Genomic DNA, 20,521 nt, shown 5'->3' with positions numbered 1-20,521 from the left:
GACCGACCCGATACCGACCTACTGTTCCAGACCATGCTCTGCCATTTGCTGTCCCCCACCCTAAGCCTTCAGGTGACGACATGCCCACGCTCCCCCGCCCTGCCGTACTCGAGCTGATCGGCAACACGCCGCTGGTTCGGGTCAGCCGTTTCGATACCGGCCCCTGCACGCTGTTCCTCAAGCTTGAATCCCAAAACCCCGGCGGTTCCATCAAGGACCGCATCGGCCTGGCCATGATCGACGCCGCCGAACGCGACGGCCGCCTGCGCCCCGGCGGCACCATCATTGAAGCCACCGCCGGCAACACCGGCCTGGGCCTGGCGCTGGTGGGCCGGGCGAAAGGTTATCGGGTGGTGCTGGTGGTGCCCGACAAGATGTCCACGGAAAAAGTGCTGCACCTCAAGGCCATGGGCGCCGAGGTGCATATCACCCGCTCCGATGTGGGCAAGGGCCATCCCGAGTATTACCAGGACATGGCCGCGCGGCTGGCCAAGGAAATTGACGGCTGTTTCTTCGCCGACCAATTCAACAACCCGGCCAACCCCCTGGCCCACGAGACCAGCACCGCGCCGGAGATCTGGGCACAGACCCAACACGATGTGGACGCGATCGTGGTGGGTGTCGGCTCGGCCGGCACCCTCACCGGCCTGACGCGCTTCTTCAAACGGGTGCAGCCCGAGCTGGAAATGGTCCTCGCCGACCCGGTGGGTTCGGTGATGGCCGAATACAGCCGCAGCGGCAAGCTGGAAACACCCGGCTCGTGGGCGGTGGAAGGCATCGGCGAGGACTTCATCCCGTCGATTGCCGACCTGTCCAGCGTGCGCCACGCCTACTCCATCAGCGATGAAGACAGCTTCGACCACGCCCGCCAGTTGCTCAAGGCCGAGGGCATTCTCGGCGGTTCCTCCACCGGCACCCTGTTCGCGGCCGCGCTGCGCTATTGCCGCGAACAAACCGTGCCCAAGCGCGTGGTCACCTTCGTTTGCGACACCGGTACCCGCTACCTGTCGAAGGTCTACAACGACCAATGGATGACCGATGCGGGCCTGCTGCACTACAAGCACTACGGCGACCTGCGCGACTTGATCGCGCGGCGCTTCGAAGATGGCCGCGTGATCAGCGTAAGCCCCGACGACACCCTGCTCACCGCCTTCCAGCGCATGCGCCTGGCGGACGTGTCGCAACTGCCGGTGCTGGTGGACGGCCGCGAACTGGTGGGGGTGATCGATGAGTCCGACATCCTGCTGGGCCTGCACCATGACGCAGCGGACTTCTCCATGATGGTCGCCAGCGCCATGAGCGACAAAGTCCACACCCTGGCCCCTGGCGCCAGCCTGGCCGAATTGCAGGCCGAACTGGACCGCGGCCTGGTCGCCATCATTGCCGACGCGTCGGGCTTTCACGGCCTGATCACCCGCGTCGACCTGCTCAACCACCTGCGGAGATCCCTTGCATGAGCCAGCCCGATAAAAGCGCGTTTGCCACCCGTGTGATCCACGCCGGGCAGTCACCCGACCCGACCACGGGCGCGCTGATGCCGCCGATCTACGCCAACTCCACCTACCTGCAGGACAGCCCCGGCGTGCACAAGGGCTTCGACTACGGCCGCTCCCACAACCCCACGCGGTTTGCCCTGGAGCGCTGCGTGGCCGACCTCGAAGGCGGCAGCCAGGCGTTTGCCTTCGCGTCCGGGCTGGCGGCAATCTCCACGGTGCTGGAGTTGCTGGATGCCGGCGCCCATATCGTGTCCGGCAACGACCTCTACGGCGGCACCTTCCGCCTGTTCGACAAGGTGCGCCAGCGCAGTGCCGGGCACCGTTTCAGCTTTGTCGACCTGAGTGATGTGACGGCGTTCGAAGCGTCCTTGCAGGACGACACGCGGATGGTCTGGGTCGAAACCCCAAGCAACCCGCTGCTGAGCCTCACCGACCTCGCCGCCATCGCCCGGATCTGCCGCAGCCGCGGCATTCTCTGCGTGGCCGACAACACCTTCGCCAGCCCGTGGATCCAGCGCCCGCTGGAGTTGGGTTTCGACATTGTGGTGCACTCCAGCACCAAGTACCTCAATGGTCACTCCGATGTGATCGGCGGCATCGCCATCGTCGGCGACAACCCCGAGTTGGCCGAGCGCGTGGGCTTTTTGCAAAACTCGGTTGGGGCCATCGCCGGCCCGTTCGATGCCTTCCTCACCCTGCGCGGGGTGAAAACCCTGGCCCTGCGCATGGAGCGCCATTGCAGCAACGCCCTCGACCTGGCCACCTGGCTGGAACAGCAACCGCAAGTATCCCGGGTCTATTACCCAGGCCTGGCGTCCCACCCGCAGCACGAACTGGCACGCAGGCAAATGCGCGGGTTTGGCGGGATGATTTCAGTCGACTTGAACAGCGACCTGGCCGGCGCCACGCGCTTCCTGGAAACCGTCAAGCTCTTCGCCCTGGCCGAGAGCCTGGGCGGTGTGGAAAGCCTGATCGAACACCCGGCGATCATGACCCACGCCAGCATCCCGGCGGCGACCCGCGCGCAGTTGGGGATTGGCGACGGGCTGGTGCGGTTGTCGGTGGGGGTTGAGGACGTGGAGGATCTACGGGCAGACCTCGCCCAGGCCTTGGCCCGGATATAAATCCCCCCAGAAAACAAAGATCAACTGTGGGAGGGGGCTTGCTCCCTCCCACATTGGGTATGCGTCACCCCTGGACGATGTTGGCACGCGCCGAATGCAGCTTCTTGTAGCTCTCGATCAAGCGCAAATGCCGGTCCAGCCCTTCCAGCTTCATGCTGGTCGGCGTCAACCCATGGAAGCGCACACTGCCGTTGACCGAACCGATCACCGCGTCCATCCGCTCATTGCCGAACATGCGGCGGAAGTTGGCTTCGTAGTCCGCCAGTTCCAGGTCGTCGTCCAGTTCCATCTCCAGCACCGCATTCAACGCCTGGTAGAACAGGCCACGCTCGGCGGTGTTGTCGTTGTACTGCAGGAACATCTCCACGCACTCCTTGGCCTCTTCGTACTGTTGCAAGGCGAGGAAGATCAGCAGCTTCAATTCGAGGATGGTCAGTTGGCCCCAGGCCGTGTTGTCGTCGAACTCGATGCCGATCAGGGTGGTGATGTCGGTGTAGTCGTCCAGCTCGCTTTCGATCAGGCGCTCGACCAACCCCTGCAATTCCGCTTCGTCCAGGCGGTGCAGGTTGAGGATGTCCTCGCGGAAAAACAGCGCCTTGTTGGTGTTGTCCCAGATCAGGTCGTCCACCGGGTAGATTTCCGAGTAATCCGGCACCAGGATGCGGCAGGCGGTTGCGCCGAGGTGTTCGTATACCGCCATATAGGCTTCCTTGCCCATGCCTTCGAGGATGCCGAACAAGGTCGCGGCCTCTTGGGCGTTGGAGTCTTCACCTTCGCCTGAGAAGTCCCACTCGACAAATTCGTAGTCCGATTGGGCGCTGAAGAAGCGCCACGACACCACACCGCTGGAGTCGATAAAGTGCTCGACGAAGTTGTTCGGCTCGGTCACCGCCTGGGCTTCGAAGGTCGGCTGCGGCAGGTCGTTCAAGCCTTCGAAGCTGCGGCCTTGCAGCAGTTCGGTAAGGCTGCGTTCCAGCGCCACTTCCAGGCTCGGGTGGGCACCGAACGAGGCGAACACGCCGCCGGTGCGCGGGTTCATCAAGGTCACGCACATCACCGGGAATTCGCCGCCCAGGGACGCGTCCTTGACCAGCACCGGGAAACCCTGGGCTTCCAGGCCTGCAATACCCGCCAGGATGCCCGGGTACTTAGCGAGCACGTCAGCCGGCACGTCCGGCAGGGCAAATTCGCCCTCGATGATTTCGCGCTTCACCGCACGCTCGAAAATCTCCGACAGGCACTGCACCTGGGCCTCGGCCAGGGTGTTGCCCGCGCTCATGCCGTTGCTGAGGTAGAGGTTCTCGATCAGGTTGGACGGGAAATACACCACCTCGCCATCCGACTGGCGCACGAACGGCAGCGAAACGATGCCGCGCGCTTCGTTGCCGGAGTTGGTGTCGAACAGGTGCGAGCCGCGCAACTCGCCGTCGCGGTTGTAGACCTTCAGGCAGTAGGCATCGAGGATTTCGCCGGGCAGCTCGTCATTCGGGCCCGGCTGGAACCAGCGCTCGTCCGGGTAATGCACGAACGGCGCGTTGGCCAGTTCCTCACCCCAGAACTGGTCGTTGTAGAAGAAGTTGCAGTTGAGCCGCTCGATGAACTCGCCCAACGCCGACGCCAGGGCGCCCTCCTTGGTCGCGCCCTTGCCGTTGGTAAAGCACATCGGTGAATGGGCGTCGCGGATATGCAGCGACCACACGTTTGGCACGATATTGCGCCACGAGGCAATCTCGATCTTCATGCCCAGGCCGGCAAGGATCCCGGACATGTTGGCGATGGTCTGCTCCAGCGGCAGGTCCTTGCCGGCAATATAAGTGCCCGCCTCGCTGCCCGCGCCCGGCATCAACAGGGCCTGGGCATCGGCGTCGAGGTTGTCCACTTCTTCGATCACGAATTGCGGCCCGGCCTGCACCACTTTCTTCACGGTGCAACGGTCGATGGAACGCAGGATGCCCTGGCGGTCCTTATCGGAAATATCGGCCGGCAACTCGACCTGGATCTTGAAGATCTGGTTATAGCGGTTTTCCGGATCGACAATATTGTTCTGCGACAGGCGAATATTGTCCGTGGGGATGTTGCGCGTGCTGCAGTACAACTTGACGAAGTACGCCGCGCACAACGCCGACGAGGCCAGGAAATAATCGAACGGCCCCGGTGCCGAGCCATCGCCTTTATAGCGAATAGGCTGGTCGGCAATCACCGTGAAGTCATCGAACTTGGCTTCAAGCCGGAGGTTGTCGAGAAAGTTGACCTTGATTTCCATGGGGGCACACCAGAATAACGGGCTAAACAAAATGGCCGCCATTATGAGGTTTTTCATCGGGAAGTTTCAGGCTTTTCAATCATGCGGGGTGATGGATAGCGGTTCTGCCGGCGCGATTCCCCACCGGACGTGCTGAATAACAAGTGAATATTTCATGCATCAATGCCCCGCAAATTTTATCTCATAGCATTTGAAAAGCCGCTGGAACGGTGCCAGCATGGCTATGTGCCACTATTTAATTTCAGCGCTTCAGGTGAGGGTCAATATGGAATATCAACTCCCTGCAACAAAGGCGATGAGATGGCTGCCAAATGCAGACGCGCCGTATGACACACGCATACGCAGCGAACTTATAGCCGGGCCTTTTTCTTCGAAGGGGGTGCTGTGGGTCGGCTGGTTTAACAGCCTGGTGATATGCACAGTCGTGGTTACACTGCGCCCGAGCCAATTCTTCATTGCCTGGCTCATCATTGATTCGATGATCTGGGTCTCACGGTTAGCACTGCTGTATTGGATCAATACATACGGCGGCCAAAAATATCCTTATGTCATTGATCTATCGTTATTACTGGGCCTGGTCTGGGCGGCGGAGCTGGGCCTGGGTACCGCTGGTTGCCTGATCAGCGGCGATGCGATTCTTCAAGTTCTCGGGTGCACGTCAATGGTCAGCGTGAATGCCGCGATCGCCATGCGCAACCAAGGCGTACCGCGCTACGCATTCACTCAAATATTGCTGACGGATGTGCCCATGAAGCTCGCCACCTTGTTTCAGCCGGAACCGCTGCTCAGGATATTCCTGCTCCAGGCCCCGCTGTACTTGACGGGCATGTGGCTACTGCTCAACACGTTGAACGATAACCTGGTGCGCGCGTTACTGGCCGAGGCCAAAAACCAAATCCGCGCGACCCATGACCCCCTCACGGGCCTGTACAACCGTATGGGGATACTCGAACTGATTGAAAACACCCTGGCCCGCAGCCGGCATGCCGATAAACACTTTGCGGTGCTCTATATAGATCTGGATGGTTTCAAGGGCATCAACGATAACCACGGACATGCCGAAGGTGACAAGGCGTTAGCCGAATTTGGCGCAACACTTAAATCGATTGTCAGGCTAAACCAGGATTGTGCCGGCCGCTTGGGCGGAGACGAATTTATTCTGCTGATGAATAATTCCGGCATGACCTCTGCCACCCTGGCAGCGCAACGAATTATAGACACATTGCGACAGGCCTCTGAGCGTTGCGCTCTTCCCTATGCCTTGCAAGCCAGCATCGGCATTGCCCTCTTTGAAGGCGCCGACAGTACGTCACATACATGTGCACAAACAGTGATTGCCCATGCGGATGGTGCGTTATATGAAGCCAAGCGCGCAGGCAAAAACTGTTTTCGTATCGCACCAGGACAATTCGCCATTTAGGCCCTCCTGAACGCCATTCGTCACGTCTCGGTTTATATCAAACAATCGCCATCAACTTATTCCGTGTGATGCCGATGAACTTATGGCAATTCAGGGAGTAGTCGGAATGCGCAACAACCAGCCTGTAACACAGCGCGAGATTTCACTCGCGCCTTCGCAAAAACTCATCTCCGCCACCGATGTTCAAGGGATGATCACTTACTGCAACGACGCCTTCGTCGATATCAGCGGTTTTGAACGCGCCGACCTGATCGGCGCGCCCCAGAACATCGTGCGTCACCCCGACGTGCCACCCGCCGTTTTCGCCCACATGTGGAGCGCGCTCAAGCAAGGCCTGCCGTGGATGGGCATCGTCAAGAACCGCTCGAAAAACGGCGACCACTATTGGGTCAATGCCTACGTCACGCCGATCTTCGACGGCAGCCGTGTCGTTGGCTTCGAGTCGGTGCGGGTCAAGCCCACGGCCGATGAAATCCGCCGCGCCCAGGCCCTCTACCGGCGTCTGAGCCAAGGCAAGCCGGGCGTGCCGCGCCAGGATGCCTGGCTGCCGGCGGCAGTGAGTTGCGTGCCGTACATGGCCACCGGTGTGGCGGGCAGCGTCGCCGGGCTGTTCCTCAGTGCACCGGCGGCCGTCGCAGTGGCCGTGGCGGTCGCGCTGCCGGTGGGCCTGCTGTGCTCGCGCTGGCGCCAGGGCAGTACCCTGCGTCTATTGGAGGGGGTCGAACCCTCGACGTCGGATGCCTTGATCGCGCAGATGTACAGTGACGCACGCGGCCCACAGTCGCGTTTGGAAACCGCGTTCCTCAGCCAGACCGCGCGCCTGAAAACCTGCCTCACCCGCCTGCAGGACAGCGCCGAACAACTGAGTACCCTGGCGGGGCAATCCGATCAGTTGGCTGCCGCCAGTGCCAAAGGCCTGAACCGCCAGCGCGTGGAAACCGAACAGGTCTCGGCGGCCGTCAACCAGATGGCCGCGACCACCCAGGAAGTCGCCAGCCATGTACAACGCACCGCCGACGCCACCCAACAGGCCAACGTGCTGACCGGGCGCGGCCGCGAAGTGGCGCGCGATACCCGTGAAGCCATCGAGCGTCTGTCCACCATGGTCGGCGAGACCGGGGTGACCGTGGCGCAACTGGCCAGGGACAGCGACGAAATCGGCAGCGTGGTGGATGTGATCAAGGGCATCGCCGACCAAACCAACCTGCTCGCCCTCAACGCCGCAATCGAAGCGGCACGGGCCGGCGAGCAAGGCCGAGGCTTTGCCGTGGTAGCCGACGAAGTGCGCCAACTGGCCCAGCGCACGTCACAATCGACCACCCAGATCCATGGGCTGATCACCAAGCTCCAGGCATCCTCCAGCAACGCGGTGCAAAGCATGGAAAACGGCCAGCGCCAGGCCCAGGAAGGCGTGGCCTGGGTGATGGAAGCGGACCAAGCCCTGGTGGGGATCAGCGAAGCGGTGTCGCATATCACCGACATGACCACCCAGATCGCCGCCGCCACCGAAGAACAAAGCGCCGTCGCCGAGGAGATCAGCCGCAACATCACCACCATCGCCGAACTGGCCGACCAGACCTCGATACAAGCCCATCAATCCACGGACCTGAGCAAGGAACTGACCAATACCGCGTCCACCCAATACGCGCTGGTTGAACGCTTCAACCGCTGAAGGCAGACAAGCCCGCTTACTGTGGTGAGCGGGCTTGTTGTGGTGAGCGGGCTTGCCCCGCGCTGGGCTGCGAAGCGGCCCCGATCAAGATCACTGCGTTCCATCAGACAAACCGCAGTGCCTGGTTTTGGGACTGCTTCGCAGCCCAGCGCGGGGCAAGCCCGCTCACCACAACAAGCCCGGTCACTCACAACAGGCCCGCTCACCATAGTAAGCCTGCTCACCACTACAAGCCGGCTGCCACAACAAGCCCGCTCGCCACAAGATAACCACTCATGCCAAGCTTGGGTTAACGCCCACTCATCCCTCTGCATGAAGCCCGCTCATGTCCATCGCCGACAACCTCATCGCCTTCACCTTCGCCGCCACCCTGCTGACCCTCACGCCGGGGCTCGACACCGCCCTGGTCCTGCGCACCGCCACGGTGGAAGGCAAGCGCCAGGCGCTGCAGGCCACGCTGGGCATCAACGCGGGTTGCCTGGTGTGGGGCGCCGCGGTTGCCTTTGGCCTGGGCGCGTTGATCGCGGTGTCGGAGATGGCGTTCAACCTGCTCAAGTACTGCGGCGCGGCTTACCTGGCCTGGCTGGGGCTGAACATGCTGGTGCGTCCGCGTCGCTCACTGGCACCGGCCGCAGACGACCGCAAGCCCGGCGGCAACTGGTTTATAAAGGGCATGCTGGGCAATGTGCTGAACCCCAAGGTGGGGATTTTCTACGTGTCGTTCCTGCCGCAATTTATCCCCCAAGGGCATTCGCTGATTGCCTGGACCTTCGGCCTGGTGAGCATCCATGTGCTGCTCGGGCTGCTGTGGTCGCTGGTATTGATCGGCGCCACGCAGTCGCTGTCCGGGTTCCTGCGCCGCGAAAAGGTCATCCAGTGGATGGATCGCACCACCGGTGTGATCTTCTTGCTGTTTGCCGCAAAACTCGCGCTCAGCAGGCGCTGAGTTTTTTTCCAGACCAAATCCCTCCTTGCTCCCTCGGCGCAAACACGCTACAAATCACCCCGTCGCGAAGTTGTACGACAACCTAAAAATAAATCGCCATCCCCGACGATGGCGCCAACCGCCCGAGCCCCAGCATGACTCCGCCTGCCCCGACACAAACTGCCCCCGCCCTGTTCTCCCGCCCCATTGCCGTGTTGATTCTGCTCTGCATGGGCTGTGCCTTCGCCGGCAATCACATCGCCGCTCGGGTCGCCTTCGATGATGGTGCCGGTGTGCTGTTGGCCATTCTGCTGCGCTCGGGTGGCACCTTGCTGGTGCTGGCGGTGCTGGTACTGTGGCAACGCCAAAGCCTGCGCCTGCCCGCAGGTGCATGGCGCTGGCAAGTGCTGCTGGGCCTGCTTATCGCTACCCAGAGCCTGTGCCTCTACTCCGCCGTCGCCCGTGTGCCGGTGGCGCTGGCGCTGCTGGTGGGCAACGTGTTCCCGATTCTGCTCGCCCTGCTCACCTGGGCATTCGGCGGCCCACGTCCGACGGCGCGCACCGCCTTGCTGATGGGGTTGATTCTGGTGGGCCTGGTGTTTGTGCTGGACGTACCCGGCCGCCTCTCAGGCCATGCCGATATCGGCCCGCACTGGCTGCTCGGCGTCGGCCTGGCCCTCTGCGCCGCGTTCGTGTTCGCCTGCGCGCTGTGGATCACCGACCACAAGTTGTCCCAGGTGCGCGGCTCCGTGCGCAGCCTGCTGACCATCTTCATCGTATTCAGCAGTGTCAACCTCGCCGGCCTCAGCGGCGCCCTCCCCGGCGGCCTGAACCCGCCGGCCACGGGTACCGGCTGGCTGGCACTCGCAACGTTGGTGGTGCTGTACGGCACCGGTTTTATCGTGCTGTTCATGTCGGTCCCGCGCCTGGACATGCCGCGCAATGCGCCGGTCATGAACATTGAGCCGCTGGCCACGCTGTTGATGGGCTGGGTCGTGCTCGATCAAATGCTCAGCGCCGGCCAGATAGTCGGCGGCGTCATCGTGGTGACCGGGATTGTGCTGCTGACCTATCGCACGTCTGCCCGGTAACGATAAATCCCCGCCTGACCTGGCCCAATTCCTGCCTCCCTCATCCCACCCGGTCGCTACTGACTACGCGGACGACTCTTTTGAGCCCGGCCGCCCAACACCCTCCCCGGATAATCCAGCATCTCCGACCCCCTTCCGAGGCCTTCCCCATGACGAGCCCCTCCACCGAACAGGTAAGCCCCCAAACCCTGCGCAAGGTCATCATCGCCGCCGGCATCGGTAACTTCGTCGAATGGTTTGACTTCGCCGTGTACGGTTTCCTCGCTACCACCATCGCCCAACAGTTCTTCCCCAGCGGCGATGCCAGCGCGGCCTTGCTCAAAACCTTCGCGGTGTTCGCCGTCGCCTTCGCCTTCCGGCCCCTGGGCGGGATTTTCTTCGGCATGCTCGGCGACCGTATCGGGCGCAAGCGCACCCTGGCCATGACCATCCTGCTGATGGCCGGCGCCACCACCTTGATCGGCCTGCTGCCCACCTACGCCGCCATCGGCGTCACGGCGCCGATCCTGTTATCGCTGATCCGCTGCGCCCAGGGCTTCTCCGCCGGCGGCGAATACGCCGGCGCCTGTGCCTACCTGATGGAGCACGCGCCCCGGGACAAACGCGCCTGGTACGGCAGCTTCGTGCCGGTGTCGACGTTCTCTGCCTTCGCCGCCGCCGCCGTGGTGGCGTACGCACTCGAAGCGTCGTTGTCCGCCGAGGCGATGGGCAGTTGGGGCTGGCGCCTGCCGTTCCTGATCGCCGCGCCGCTGGGCCTGGTGGGCCTTTACCTGCGCTGGAAGCTGGATGAGACGCCCGCCTTCCAGGCCGTGAAGCAGGAGCACGCGGTGGCCCACTCACCACTCAAGGAAACCTTGCGCAACCATGGTGCGGCGATCTGCTGCCTGGGCGCTTTTGTGTCACTGACGGCGCTGTCGTTTTATATGTTCACCACCTACTTCGCCACGTACCTGCAAGTGGCCGGTGGGCTGAGTCGGGCGATGGCGTTGCTGGTGTCGCTGATCGCGTTGATCTTCGCCGCGGCGATTTGCCCGCTGGCGGGGCTGTATTCGGATCGCGTGGGGCGTCGGGTCACGGTGATGACGGCGTGCGTGTTGTTGATGGTGGTGGTGTATCCGTCGTTCCTGATGGCCAGTTCCGGTTCGTTCACGGCGTCCATTGTCGGGGTGATGTTGCTGGCGGTCGGCGCAGTATTGTGTGGTGTGGTGACGGCGGCGTTGCTGTCGGAGACCTTTCCGACCCGCACCCGCTATACCGCCTCGGCGATTACCTACAACATGGCGTATACGATCTTCGGCGGCACCGCACCGCTGATGGCCACGTGGTTGATCAGCACCACCGGCAGCAACCTGTCACCGGCGTTCTACCTGATAGCCGTGGCATTGCTGGCGTTGGCGGGCGGACTGGCATTGCCGGAGACGTCGAGGATTTCCCTGCACGACGTGGGCGCAGAGGACAAAAGCCCGGCGCCGCTGCTCTCGCGTTAAGCACCCACACCGTCCAAACCGTAGCAGCGGCCGACGCATGAGCAGCGCTTTTTGAGGGGGCCGCTATGAACACAGCGGTATGCATCGTTGCACCGGTTTGGGATGCCAAGCCTTGAGCGGGCACTCAGCCCGCCGCCAACAGCCCGACCAACTGCCACGGCGTCATCTTCGTCACCATGATCATCACGATCACAAACATCCCCAGGAAGCCGAAGACGCCCAGCCAGAACCATTGCCGGTACACACCACGGTATCCATCATCCAGCTCCGTGTCGGTCTCGACCGCCCGCGAGGCCATCTGCTGCATGCGCTTCTGCAGTACCAGCACCGGCAGCCACAGCGAGCCCACGCCGAGGAAGATGATCAACGCGGTCAGTACCCATTCCGTGGTCACAGGCAGCCCGGCAAGCTGGATCAGCAGCAAGCCCGTGATGATCTGAATGACGCCCGCCGGCGTGGTAATCCAGGTATCAAACCGCACGACCATGCTCGCCACTTGGGCGATCACTTGCGGGTTGGCCGTGCGACTGGCGGCGATCAGGTAGAGGTACGAGCCCATGCCGAAGCCGAACAGGAAAATCGCCGCGATGATGTGCAGGTACTTCAGGCACAGGTAGAGCATCGGTCAGGCCTGCCCGTCAGAGAAGCGCACCGTCAGGCTGAGCTTCGTCGGTTCGTTGATGGCGGCCATGTATTCGTCGACGCTGATTTCGCCTACGCACGGGCGGGCACCGGGCTCGGGCACGTAACCGTGGGCCATTTTGGTGGCAAGGGCGACGGCTGCACAGCTGGGGATTTCCGGTCCCTTGTCGTCCAGGGCCGTGAGTTGCACCGCCAGGGACAGCGGCTGGCCGTGCATGCCCAGACCCTGCACGTCGATGTACATCGCGCTTTTGCCATCGCCAAATCGTTCGAACCAGGTGCCCAGGCGATGCAGTCTGGCGGCCCATGCAAGGTGGTCGCGCACAATGCCCATGCGTAGCGCTTGCGCCAGCAGATAATTGGCGACACCGCCCAGTTTGAGCCCCGCACCGGCCTTGAAGCGCAGGGTATGGGCGCCATAACGGCCAGCGAATATATCCATGTCGGGCACGTCCACATTGGCCAGCACCCGCGTGCCGAGCTGGGGCATCCTGCGCAGGGTCAGGTCCTGCCAGCCCAGCACCTCGTGCACCTGGCCCTGCTTGAGTTGCTTGATCGGTTTGCCCGCGTAGGCAAGCACGCCTTCGATGGTCGACAGCCCCGGCATCTTCGCCGAAGAGGAAATGCCATGCTCGATGGTGTCGATGCGCATGAAGCGATCGCGGTACTGATCGATGAGGGCGGACGACAACGTCGGTACAGAGCTGCAACCGCTGAGGACGGCCACGCCCGCCTGCCGGGCTTTCGCATCCAGCACGCCGACGCCATTGACGAAGGTCCGGCAATCCGACAGGTCGCAGTAGTTCACGCCCGCGTCGATGCAGTGCTGGGCGACGGCATAGGACTGCCCCTGGAACGGGCCGCCGGTGTGGATCACCAACTGGATGTCCATCGACTGCAAGACGCCAGCGAACCCGGCCGCCATGGCATCGCCGCACCAGCTTTCGCACTCGCGGCCGGAGGATGTTTTCAACCCATCGACTTTGCCCTGCAACTTGTGTGGGTGGCGGCCCGAGACCACCAGTTCAATGCCCGGCGCGCCCGCCAGGTGCCGGCAAATGATGCTGCCAAAGTTGCCGTAGCCGCCGATCACCATCACCCTGAGTGCCATTGCCTGCTTCCCTGATCAATCAATTGTGCGCGGGGCCTGAGACAGGCCAGCAGCTGAAACGGCTAAAGATACCCGATTTGCTTAATCGCCTGAGCCAGGATCGGCATTCAGGCAGCATTACTCCCCGGCCTCAGGGCTGCTTACGATAAAACCCGGTCAGGTAGTCCTGGCTGTCCGGCGCCGAGTTGTGCTCGATCACGGCAAAACCCTTCACCAGTTGGATGTGATACGGCCCGGCCCGAGGGGGCGCCTGGGGTGTGCGCACGATGATCAGGTTTGCGGTTTCCATCGGCACGCGTTGGTGCGTAGTGATGATGATCTTGTCGGTGCCGGTGTCTTTGAGCGTCACGCTGAGTTCCGCCACTTCCCGGCCCTGGGCATCGCGTTCGGGAAGGATTTTCAGGTCCAGGTCACCGTCGCGGCCGAGAAAGTCATCGCGCATCTGGTAATGGCCATCGCGCTGGTCGCGGGCCACGTCGCCGAGTTTGTCGTACTCAGGCGCCCGGTCCTGCCTGTGCAGTTGAATCTGCAGCTCGGGCTGGTCGCCCTTGGCGCCACTGACCCAGGTGCCCGCGTAGGCATAAGGTTCGACGGTTTCCCGCGTGATGCGCCAGATGCCGGTTTGACGGCCATCATCGGCATATTCGTGCAGGTAGATAAACGACTGGTCGCCGTATTCACCCTGATCCCCCACCAGTTTGATCGGCTTGCCGCTGCCGCTTTTGGTGTAGCGCAACTCACCGATCAGCACCGCGCCCTGTTGCTGGTACCAGAGTTGCACCGGGATCTTGCCGTTGAGGGTGCCGGCCAGGAACTCGGGGTCTTCGTTGACCGGTCCTTCCAGCCTGGGCGTTTCCAGCCACTGGCCGTCCTTCCACTCACCGGTGGTGCGCAGCATGTAGCCGCTGGGCATGCTGTTGTTGGCGTCATCGTCCGTCGCCGGCACTTCCGCCTGGGTGTACGCGCTGAGTCGCACCAGTTTGCCGTCGCGCATCTGATAGCGGCTGGCGCGGGTCCAGCAGCAACCCCGGTCGGTCTGCGAATGGATAATGCCGTCCTTGGGATTGATCGAAAACATCCCGCCGGAGGTCTCGTTGGCCAGGTCGGTCAAGGGGCCATTCAGCACCCAGTGGGACGTGTGCGGGTCTTGCAGATACACGTCGTAACTGGACTGGAAGTCCTTGTCCGCCCCGGTGCCATTGCGGATCGCCAGGTCCTGGCGGCCATCCTGGTTGATATCGGCGAAGTACACCACGCCGTTCTCCCCCATCAGGCGCCAGTCCACGGTTCTGCCTTGCTGGTCCAGCGGCACCTGGGCATCCGGGGTCTGCAATTGCTGAAGGATTTCGAGGGAGCGTTTGTCGCGCAGGGTGATGAGCGCCGGCGCCAGGTGCTGCAAGTCCTGCGGCACGTCCGGGAACAACACCTCGACCAGGTATTGACCGCTGGGGTCATTGACCGAGAACGAACGGGGCTCGGCCATGACGGGAGCGGCCAGGGCCAGGGAGAGGAGTACACCGCTGAGTCGCGTACGCATCCAACGCATCCTTGCTGAAATTCGGGGGCGGCAGTGTAAAGGCAAATGGCAAAGGCATCGAACAAATCGCTGTTTAGGCGCACTCAATGGCTGCTATGTTTTGTGCCTCACGAGCCAAAGGATGTGCCATGGAACCGTTAGCCACCAACGCTGCACTGGTGATCATCGACATGCAGCAGGGCATGAATGACCCGAAGCTCGGGCGCCGCAACAACCCGCAGGCCGAGCAACAGTTGCAGCAATTGCTCGGCGCCTGGCGGCAGTCGGGGCGGCCTGTGGTGCACGTCAGGCACATCTCCCGTACCCCCGGCTCGGTATTCTGGCCGGGCCAGCCGGGCTGCGAATTTCAGCCTGCGCTGCAACCACTGGCCCACGAACACGTGGTGGAAAAGAACGTACCCTGTGCCTTTATCGCCACCGGGCTGGACCGCTGGCTGCACGCGCGATCGATCAAGCAACTGGTGATCGCCGGGGTGATCACCAACAATTCCGTCGAAGCAACGGCACGCACAGGCGGCAACCTGGGCTTTGACGTGCTCGTCGCCGCAGACGCCTGCTACACCTTCGATCAAACCGATGGATCCGGACGCCTGTGGCCAGCGGAGGACGTGCACGCGCTGTCGCTGAGCAACCTGGCCATGGACTACGCCAGGGTGGTCGAAACGGCCGGGATTCTCGGCGCTATGCGCTGAACACGCCGGCTTGCACCAGCATGTCAACTCGCGCCCTTGCTATAGGCAAGTGCGGGCTGCATCTTAACCATCGTCGACATTTTCAGCACTGGAAACAGCCCATGCGCATCGCCTGCCTTCATACCGCAGCCAGCAACATCAGCGTCTTCGAAACCGCCGCGAAAGCACTGGGTATCGGCGCTGATGTGCTACGCCATGAAGTGCGCGCCGACCTGTTGGCTGCTGCCGAAAACGCCGGTCATCTGAGCGCCGACATCTGCGCATCCACCGCATCAGCCCTGCTTGCACTGGCTGAACAGGCCGATGCCGTGGTGCTCACCTGCTCGACCCTGGGTCCGGTCGTTGAAGGTATCTCCAGCAGTGTCCCGATCCTGAGGACAGACGAAGCGCTGGCCGCCTCGGCGGTGCAGGCGGGCGGAAAAATTGCGGTGCTGTGCGCGGTGGAAACCACCCTCGAACCGACCGCGCGGCTGTTTCACAAGGCCGCGCTGCAATCGAACGCGGTCGTCGAAGTGCGGCTGGTTCCGGGGGCATGGCGCTTGTTCAAGGCGGGTGACATCGACGGCTACCTGGCGACAATCGCCAAAGCTGCCGATGCCGCCTATAGGGATGGAATGACACGGGTTGCGCTGGGCCAGGCGTCGATGAGCGCGGCCGCCGTGCAGGTAACGGCCGGCCCGCTGCCCCTCACCAGCGCAGCGGCCGGGCTGGCGGCAGCTATGCGGGCCGTTGCCCTCAGTGCGGTTGTGCAACCATTGCACGCCAGGCCTGAACGCTAGCTCGCTCGTTGACCCTGGCCTGCCAGGCGCGCAGGGCTTCACACGTCTGCGGCACCGGCAATTGCACCAGGTCCGCGAAGATCATGCCGCCGAGTAACGCGATATCGGCCATTGAGAAGGCATCGCCTGCCACAAAGGCGCGGGTCTTGAGCACGTTATCGAAATAGTGCATCCCCCTGACCGCCTTGTCCCGCATGCGCATGCCCCATTCGGCGTTCTGATAAAGCTCGACCTCAGGCCCAAGCCCAGGGGTGGCATGATGGAAATACACGCTGACCGCATCCATCAATTCAATCTCTGCGCGCTTGGTCATCATGTGGATCAAGCCTTGCTCGGTCGGCGTCCTGCCGGTGAGGGTCGGGTTGCCATCGAGCGTGTCCAGGTACTGGGTGATAGCCGTGCATTCAGCGATGAACGTGCCGTCGTGCAGTTGCAGCACTGGCAGGGTGCCGGAGTAGTTGAGGGCCAGGAACTCAGGTTGTTTGTGCTCCCCTTTCCATAGGTTGACCGACACGAACTCAACGCGCGGCAACAGATCTTTCTCGGCCAGCGCTATACGAACGCGCGCTGGATAGGGGCCGTTGTACCAATCATAAATTTTCATCAACGGGGGTTGGGATACGTGGGGTTGTGGTTGTTGGAACGTCATGATCTGCTCGCCTACCTGTCAAATGGTAGGTAGAGATTGAAGGTATTATTTCAGGCCGTCAAGCATTACCTACCAGTTGGCAGGTAAAACCTTATCAGCGTAGAATTCGCCCCTACCCACATTTAAGAGCAATCCACCCGTGAGTGAAAATGCCCGCGAAGCGATTCTGGAAGCCGCCAGACTCGCCGCTCAGCACTACGGCTACAGTGGCATCAACTTCCGCAGCATCGGCGAAACGGTGGGGATCAAGAACGCCAGTATCTATTACCACTTCCCGAGCAAAGCCGATCTCGGCGCAGCCGTTGCCAGGCGCTATTGGGAAGACGCCGCCAGCGCCCTCGCGGCGATACGCAGCGAGAACCCGGAGCCGCTGCAATGCCTGCGTGCTTATCCGAGCATCTTTCGAAAATCACTCGAAGACGGCAACCGCTTGTGCCTGTCCAGTTTTATGGCGGCCGAATATCAGGACCTGCCGGAGCCGGTGAAGGAAGAGATACTGACGTTTGCCAATATCAACGTAGCCTGGCTGGGGGCGTTGCTTGCCGAGATCGAACCCGGCAATACAGAGGCATGCGAGCGTCGCGCGCGTGCCATCTACACCGCCATTGCCGGCGCGCAGTTGATTGCCCGCACCCGGGCCGATCTCGGTTTGTACGACGAACTGGTCCAGAGTTATCGGGACGCGGGGCTTATCCCGGCGTGACAAGCTGGAGCCCTGCCGGCGACAGGTAGCGCTCCAGCAATGGCCCCATCGCTGTTGGCCCAACAACACTGCTTGGACAGCTTGTGCTGAATCAACACACGCCTCCTCCCCAAAAAATCCACATATCCCCTTGAAATAAAAGCATTTAATCCTCTGGCATGACGCGTGCAATCGCCTTCGCATACTGACGAAGGATACCCCCATGCCCCAGACACTGCCCCAAGCGCTGTTGCGCCAAGCCCACACCCGAGGGTCGGCGATTGCCTTGCGCTTCAAGCGCCTGGGTATCTGGCATGAGCGCAGCTGGAGCGCGGTGGCTGACGAGGTCAGCCAGCTCGCCGCCGCCTTGCATCAGCGCCGCTTCGGGCCTGACGATAACCTGTTGATCCTCAGCCAGGCGCGCCCCGAAGCGTTGCTGCTGGCGCTGGCCGCGCAATGGCTGGGCGCCAGCGTCACGCTGCTGGACCCGGACCGCGACAACCGGGCGCTGCTGGCCGGGCTGCGACCGCGCTTCGTGCTCGTGCAAGACCTGGAAGCGCTGCAACAACTCGGTGAACGCGGGGTGGTGGTGTTTCTTGACGGGCGTGGCCTGAGCCAGTTCGCAGACACCGATTTGATCGACTATGCCGAGCTGCGTGCCGATGCACCGCCACCCGCCCACGCCCCGCAGCCGAGCGACACCGCCTTCGTCTTTCATGCCGACACCTCCCTGCACTTGACCCACGCGCAACTGCTCGCGGGCGCGCGGACGCTGATCGACCGCGAACACCTCGGCGCCGACGACGAAGCCCTCGCCGCGCGGGTGTTTGCCGCCAGCGGGCAGGCACGCTACCTGCTCGCGCCCTGGCTGCACGCCGGCTTTCGGCTGAACTTCCCCGAGGCCCTCGCCACCCGCGACACCGACCGCCGCGAGCTGGGCCCGACACTGGTGCTGGGCACCCGCGAATCCTATGGGCGCCTGGAGCAATGGGTGCGTGAACGCCTGCCACTGCCGGGCAGCTTCAGCCATCGTTTATACCACTGGGCCATGCAGCCGACCCCCTCCCCCGTGCGCCGCTGGCTGGGCCATTGGCTGGTGCGTCGCCCGTTGCTGGATGTACTGGGCATGAGCCGCCTGCGCGTGCCCTTGCTGGTCGGGCCGCCGCTGCATCCGGAAAGTGCCGCCTTCTTTGCGGCCCTGGGCATTCGTCCCGGCCATTGGCAAGAGCCGTCCACCCGCCACGAACCCAGTGACCACTTGCTGCCTCAATCTGCCTGACGAGCCTTCCATGCCCACACCCACTGAAGCGGTATTACTGCGGCTCGATGACATTTCCCTGTCGTTCAAGGGCATCAAGGCCATCACTTCCATCAGTTTCGAGGTCAAGGCCGGTGACATCTGTGGCCTGATCGGCCCCAACGGCGCGGGCAAAAGTTCGCTGCTCAATGTGATCAACGGGGTCTACCACCCCCAGGGCGGCAGCATCCGCTACGCCGGCCAGACCCGGCGGCGCATGCGTGCGCACCAGGCGGCCGAAGGCGGGATTGCGCGGACTTTCCAGAATATTGCGCTGTTCAAGGGCATGAGCGTGCTCGACAACGTGCTTACCGGGCGCAACCTCAAGCGCCGCAGCAGTTGGCTGGAGCAGATGCTGCGCGTGGGCCGTGCGCCACGGGAGGACGACGCCCACCGTCTGCACGCGGAAAAGGTGATTGCCTTCCTGCAGATCCATCCCTGGCGCCACGTGCTGGTCGGCACCCTGCCCTATGGCCTGCAAAAACGTGTCGAACTGGCCCGCGCCCTGGCCGCCGAACCGACCCTGCTGTTGCTGGATGAACCCATGGCCGGCATGAACGCCCAGGAGAAAGCCCAGATGAGCCAGTTCATCCGCGACATCAACCGCGAGTTCGGCACCACCGTGGTGTTGATCGAGCACGACATCGGCGTGGTCATGGGCTTGTGCGACCACGTGGTGGTCCTCGACTACGGTCGCAAGATCGGCGACGGCACCCCGCAACAGGTGCGCGCCAACCCCGATGTCATCGCCGCCTACCTGGGGACCTGAGCATGGAATTTTTCTTCGAAGTGCTGATCGGCGGGCTGCTGGCGGGCGTGATGTATGCCCTGGTGGCGATTGGTTTTGTGCTGATCTACAAGGCCTCCGGCGTGTTCAATTTTGCCCAGGGCGCCATGGTGCTGTTCGCCGCGCTGACGTTTGTCAGCCTGTTGGAGCGCGGCTTCCCGTTTGCCTGGGCGTTCCTGATCACCCTGGCGAGCATGGTGGTGCTGGCGCTGCTGATCGAAAAAGTGGTGCTGCGGCCCTTGGTCAATCGCCCACCGATCATCCTCTTCATGGCCACCCTCGGGCTGTCCTACCTGATCGAAGGTTTCGCGCAGTTCCTGTGGGGCGCGCAGGTGCACGGGCTGGACCTGGGCATCGCCGACGAGCCGCTGGAAATCCGCGGCATGCTGCTTTCGCAATTCGACCTGTTTGCCGCCGGCACCGCCGCCGCCCTGGTGATCGTGCTGTCGCTGCTGTTCAACAAGACCCGGGTGGGCCTGTCGTTGCGTGCGGTGGCCGATGACCCGCTGGCGTCCATGGCCATCGGTATTCGCCTGCCGCGCATCTGGGCGTTGGTGTGGGCGGTGGCCGGGTTCGTCGGGCTGGTGGCCGGGTTGCTCTGGGGCGCACGCCTGGGAGTGCAGTTCTCGCTCTCGCTGGTGGTGCTCAAGGCGCTGCCGGTGCTGATCATCGGCGGGTTCTCGTCCATCGGCGGGGCGATTGTCGGCGGCCTGATCATCGGGGCGGCGGAGAAAGTCGCCGAGATCTACCTCGGCCCGATCATCGGCAGCGGCATCGAGAACTGGGTGCCCTACGTCCTCGCGTTGCTGTTCCTGCTGGTGCGGCCTGCCGGGTTGTTCGGCGAGCGCGCCATCGAACGGGTTTGAT

General features: G+C 62.7%; 18 protein-coding genes. 13 read left to right on the top strand and 5 right to left on the bottom strand.

Going from position 1 to position 20,521, the window contains the following annotated elements:
* The first annotated feature begins 80 nt into the window (after nucleotides 1–80).
* Together BLQ09_RS12335 and BLQ09_RS12330 are read left to right on the top strand one after the other, a co-directional pair.
* Nucleotides 81–1,457 carry a pyridoxal-phosphate dependent enzyme gene (locus BLQ09_RS12335; protein ID WP_092357008.1) on the top strand — a complete coding sequence of 459 codons (1,377 nt, stop codon included), beginning with the start codon at nucleotides 81–83 and terminating at the stop codon, nucleotides 1,455–1,457.
* Complete coding sequence (locus BLQ09_RS12330; protein ID WP_092357005.1) at nucleotides 1,454–2,620, top strand: cystathionine gamma-synthase; 1,167 nt, start codon at nucleotides 1,454–1,456, stop codon at nucleotides 2,618–2,620. Before BLQ09_RS12335 ends, BLQ09_RS12330 begins: the two co-directional genes overlap by 4 nt.
* A 64-nt stretch (nucleotides 2,621–2,684) precedes the next feature.
* On the opposite strand, the gene BLQ09_RS12325 is transcribed toward BLQ09_RS12330, so the two are convergent.
* A complete protein-coding gene (locus BLQ09_RS12325) occupies nucleotides 2,685–4,883 on the bottom strand; it encodes an OsmC domain/YcaO domain-containing protein (RefSeq protein WP_027608452.1) in 2,199 nt (732 codons plus the stop codon).
* 265 nt (nucleotides 4,884–5,148) lie between these two features.
* On the opposite strand from BLQ09_RS12325, the gene BLQ09_RS12320 reads away from it, so the two are divergent.
* The 5 genes from BLQ09_RS12320 to BLQ09_RS12300 all read left to right on the top strand — a co-directional run bounded on the left by BLQ09_RS12320 (nucleotide 5,149) and on the right by BLQ09_RS12300 (nucleotide 11,478).
* On the top strand, nucleotides 5,149–6,303 hold the full coding sequence (locus tag BLQ09_RS12320) for a GGDEF domain-containing protein (RefSeq protein WP_175472306.1): 1,155 nt from the start codon (nucleotides 5,149–5,151) through the stop codon (nucleotides 6,301–6,303).
* A gap of 190 nt (nucleotides 6,304–6,493) precedes the next feature.
* On the top strand, nucleotides 6,494–7,975 hold the full coding sequence (locus BLQ09_RS12315) for a methyl-accepting chemotaxis protein (RefSeq protein ID WP_371914507.1): 1,482 nt from the start codon (nucleotides 6,494–6,496) through the stop codon (nucleotides 7,973–7,975).
* Nucleotides 7,976–8,300: 325 nt separating this feature from the next.
* On the top strand, nucleotides 8,301–8,921 hold the full coding sequence (locus BLQ09_RS12310; RefSeq protein WP_027608455.1) for a LysE family translocator: 621 nt from the start codon (nucleotides 8,301–8,303) through the stop codon (nucleotides 8,919–8,921).
* Nucleotides 8,922–9,055: 134 nt separating this feature from the next.
* Complete coding sequence (locus BLQ09_RS12305) at nucleotides 9,056–9,991, top strand: EamA family transporter (protein ID WP_027608456.1); 936 nt, start codon at nucleotides 9,056–9,058, stop codon at nucleotides 9,989–9,991.
* A 149-nt stretch (nucleotides 9,992–10,140) separates the two neighbouring features.
* Nucleotides 10,141–11,478, top strand: coding sequence for an MFS transporter (locus BLQ09_RS12300; protein ID WP_092356996.1), 1,338 nt, complete (start codon nucleotides 10,141–10,143; stop codon nucleotides 11,476–11,478).
* A 124-nt stretch (nucleotides 11,479–11,602) separates the two neighbouring features.
* Here the strand turns inward: BLQ09_RS12300 and BLQ09_RS12295 are convergent, their stop codons facing one another.
* From BLQ09_RS12295 to BLQ09_RS12285, 3 genes are all read right to left on the bottom strand, one after another.
* A complete protein-coding gene (locus BLQ09_RS12295) occupies nucleotides 11,603–12,100 on the bottom strand; it encodes a DUF2269 family protein (protein ID WP_092356994.1) in 498 nt (165 codons plus the stop codon).
* Between the two features lie 3 nt (nucleotides 12,101–12,103).
* A complete protein-coding gene (locus BLQ09_RS12290; protein WP_092356991.1) occupies nucleotides 12,104–13,231 on the bottom strand; it encodes a saccharopine dehydrogenase family protein in 1,128 nt (375 codons plus the stop codon).
* A 130-nt stretch (nucleotides 13,232–13,361) separates the two neighbouring features.
* The gene (locus BLQ09_RS12285; RefSeq protein WP_092356988.1) at nucleotides 13,362–14,768 is read right to left on the bottom strand and encodes an XAC2610-related protein; all 1,407 of its coding nucleotides are present in this window, start codon (nucleotides 14,766–14,768) and stop codon (nucleotides 13,362–13,364) included.
* 128 nt (nucleotides 14,769–14,896) lie between these two features.
* Here BLQ09_RS12285 and BLQ09_RS12280 point away from each other — a divergent pair, with 128 nt between their 5' ends.
* Both BLQ09_RS12280 and BLQ09_RS12275 read left to right on the top strand, forming a co-directional pair.
* Nucleotides 14,897–15,460 carry a cysteine hydrolase family protein gene (locus BLQ09_RS12280; RefSeq protein ID WP_027608461.1) on the top strand — a complete coding sequence of 188 codons (564 nt, stop codon included), beginning with the start codon at nucleotides 14,897–14,899 and terminating at the stop codon, nucleotides 15,458–15,460.
* 101 nt (nucleotides 15,461–15,561) lie between these two features.
* Complete coding sequence (locus BLQ09_RS12275) at nucleotides 15,562–16,239, top strand: aspartate/glutamate racemase family protein (protein WP_027608462.1); 678 nt, start codon at nucleotides 15,562–15,564, stop codon at nucleotides 16,237–16,239.
* On the opposite strand, the gene BLQ09_RS12270 is transcribed toward BLQ09_RS12275, so the two are convergent.
* The gene (locus BLQ09_RS12270; protein WP_092356985.1) at nucleotides 16,196–16,888 is read right to left on the bottom strand and encodes a glutathione S-transferase; all 693 of its coding nucleotides are present in this window, start codon (nucleotides 16,886–16,888) and stop codon (nucleotides 16,196–16,198) included. The genes BLQ09_RS12275 and BLQ09_RS12270 overlap by 44 nt on opposite strands.
* Before the next feature lie 139 nt (nucleotides 16,889–17,027).
* Here BLQ09_RS12270 and BLQ09_RS12265 point away from each other — a divergent pair, with 139 nt between their 5' ends.
* The 4 genes from BLQ09_RS12265 to BLQ09_RS12250 all read left to right on the top strand — a co-directional run bounded on the left by BLQ09_RS12265 (nucleotide 17,028) and on the right by BLQ09_RS12250 (nucleotide 20,520).
* On the top strand, nucleotides 17,028–17,591 hold the full coding sequence (locus BLQ09_RS12265) for a TetR/AcrR family transcriptional regulator (protein WP_027608464.1): 564 nt from the start codon (nucleotides 17,028–17,030) through the stop codon (nucleotides 17,589–17,591).
* 202 nt (nucleotides 17,592–17,793) lie between these two features.
* Nucleotides 17,794–18,849, top strand: a complete 1,056-nt coding sequence (locus tag BLQ09_RS12260) for an AMP-binding protein (RefSeq protein ID WP_092356982.1) — start codon at nucleotides 17,794–17,796, stop codon at nucleotides 18,847–18,849.
* Between the two features lie 10 nt (nucleotides 18,850–18,859).
* Complete coding sequence (locus BLQ09_RS12255) at nucleotides 18,860–19,636, top strand: ABC transporter ATP-binding protein (protein ID WP_092356979.1); 777 nt, start codon at nucleotides 18,860–18,862, stop codon at nucleotides 19,634–19,636.
* A 2-nt stretch (nucleotides 19,637–19,638) separates the two neighbouring features.
* Nucleotides 19,639–20,520, top strand: coding sequence for a branched-chain amino acid ABC transporter permease (locus BLQ09_RS12250; protein WP_027608467.1), 882 nt, complete (start codon nucleotides 19,639–19,641; stop codon nucleotides 20,518–20,520).
* Nucleotide 20,521 lies beyond the last annotated feature (1 nt).

The sequence above is a fragment of the Pseudomonas sp. NFACC25 genome (assembly GCF_900100935.1).
GTDB lineage: Bacteria > Pseudomonadota > Gammaproteobacteria > Pseudomonadales > Pseudomonadaceae > Aquipseudomonas > Aquipseudomonas marginalis.
This window is presented reverse-complemented; position numbering and strand designations above follow the sequence as displayed.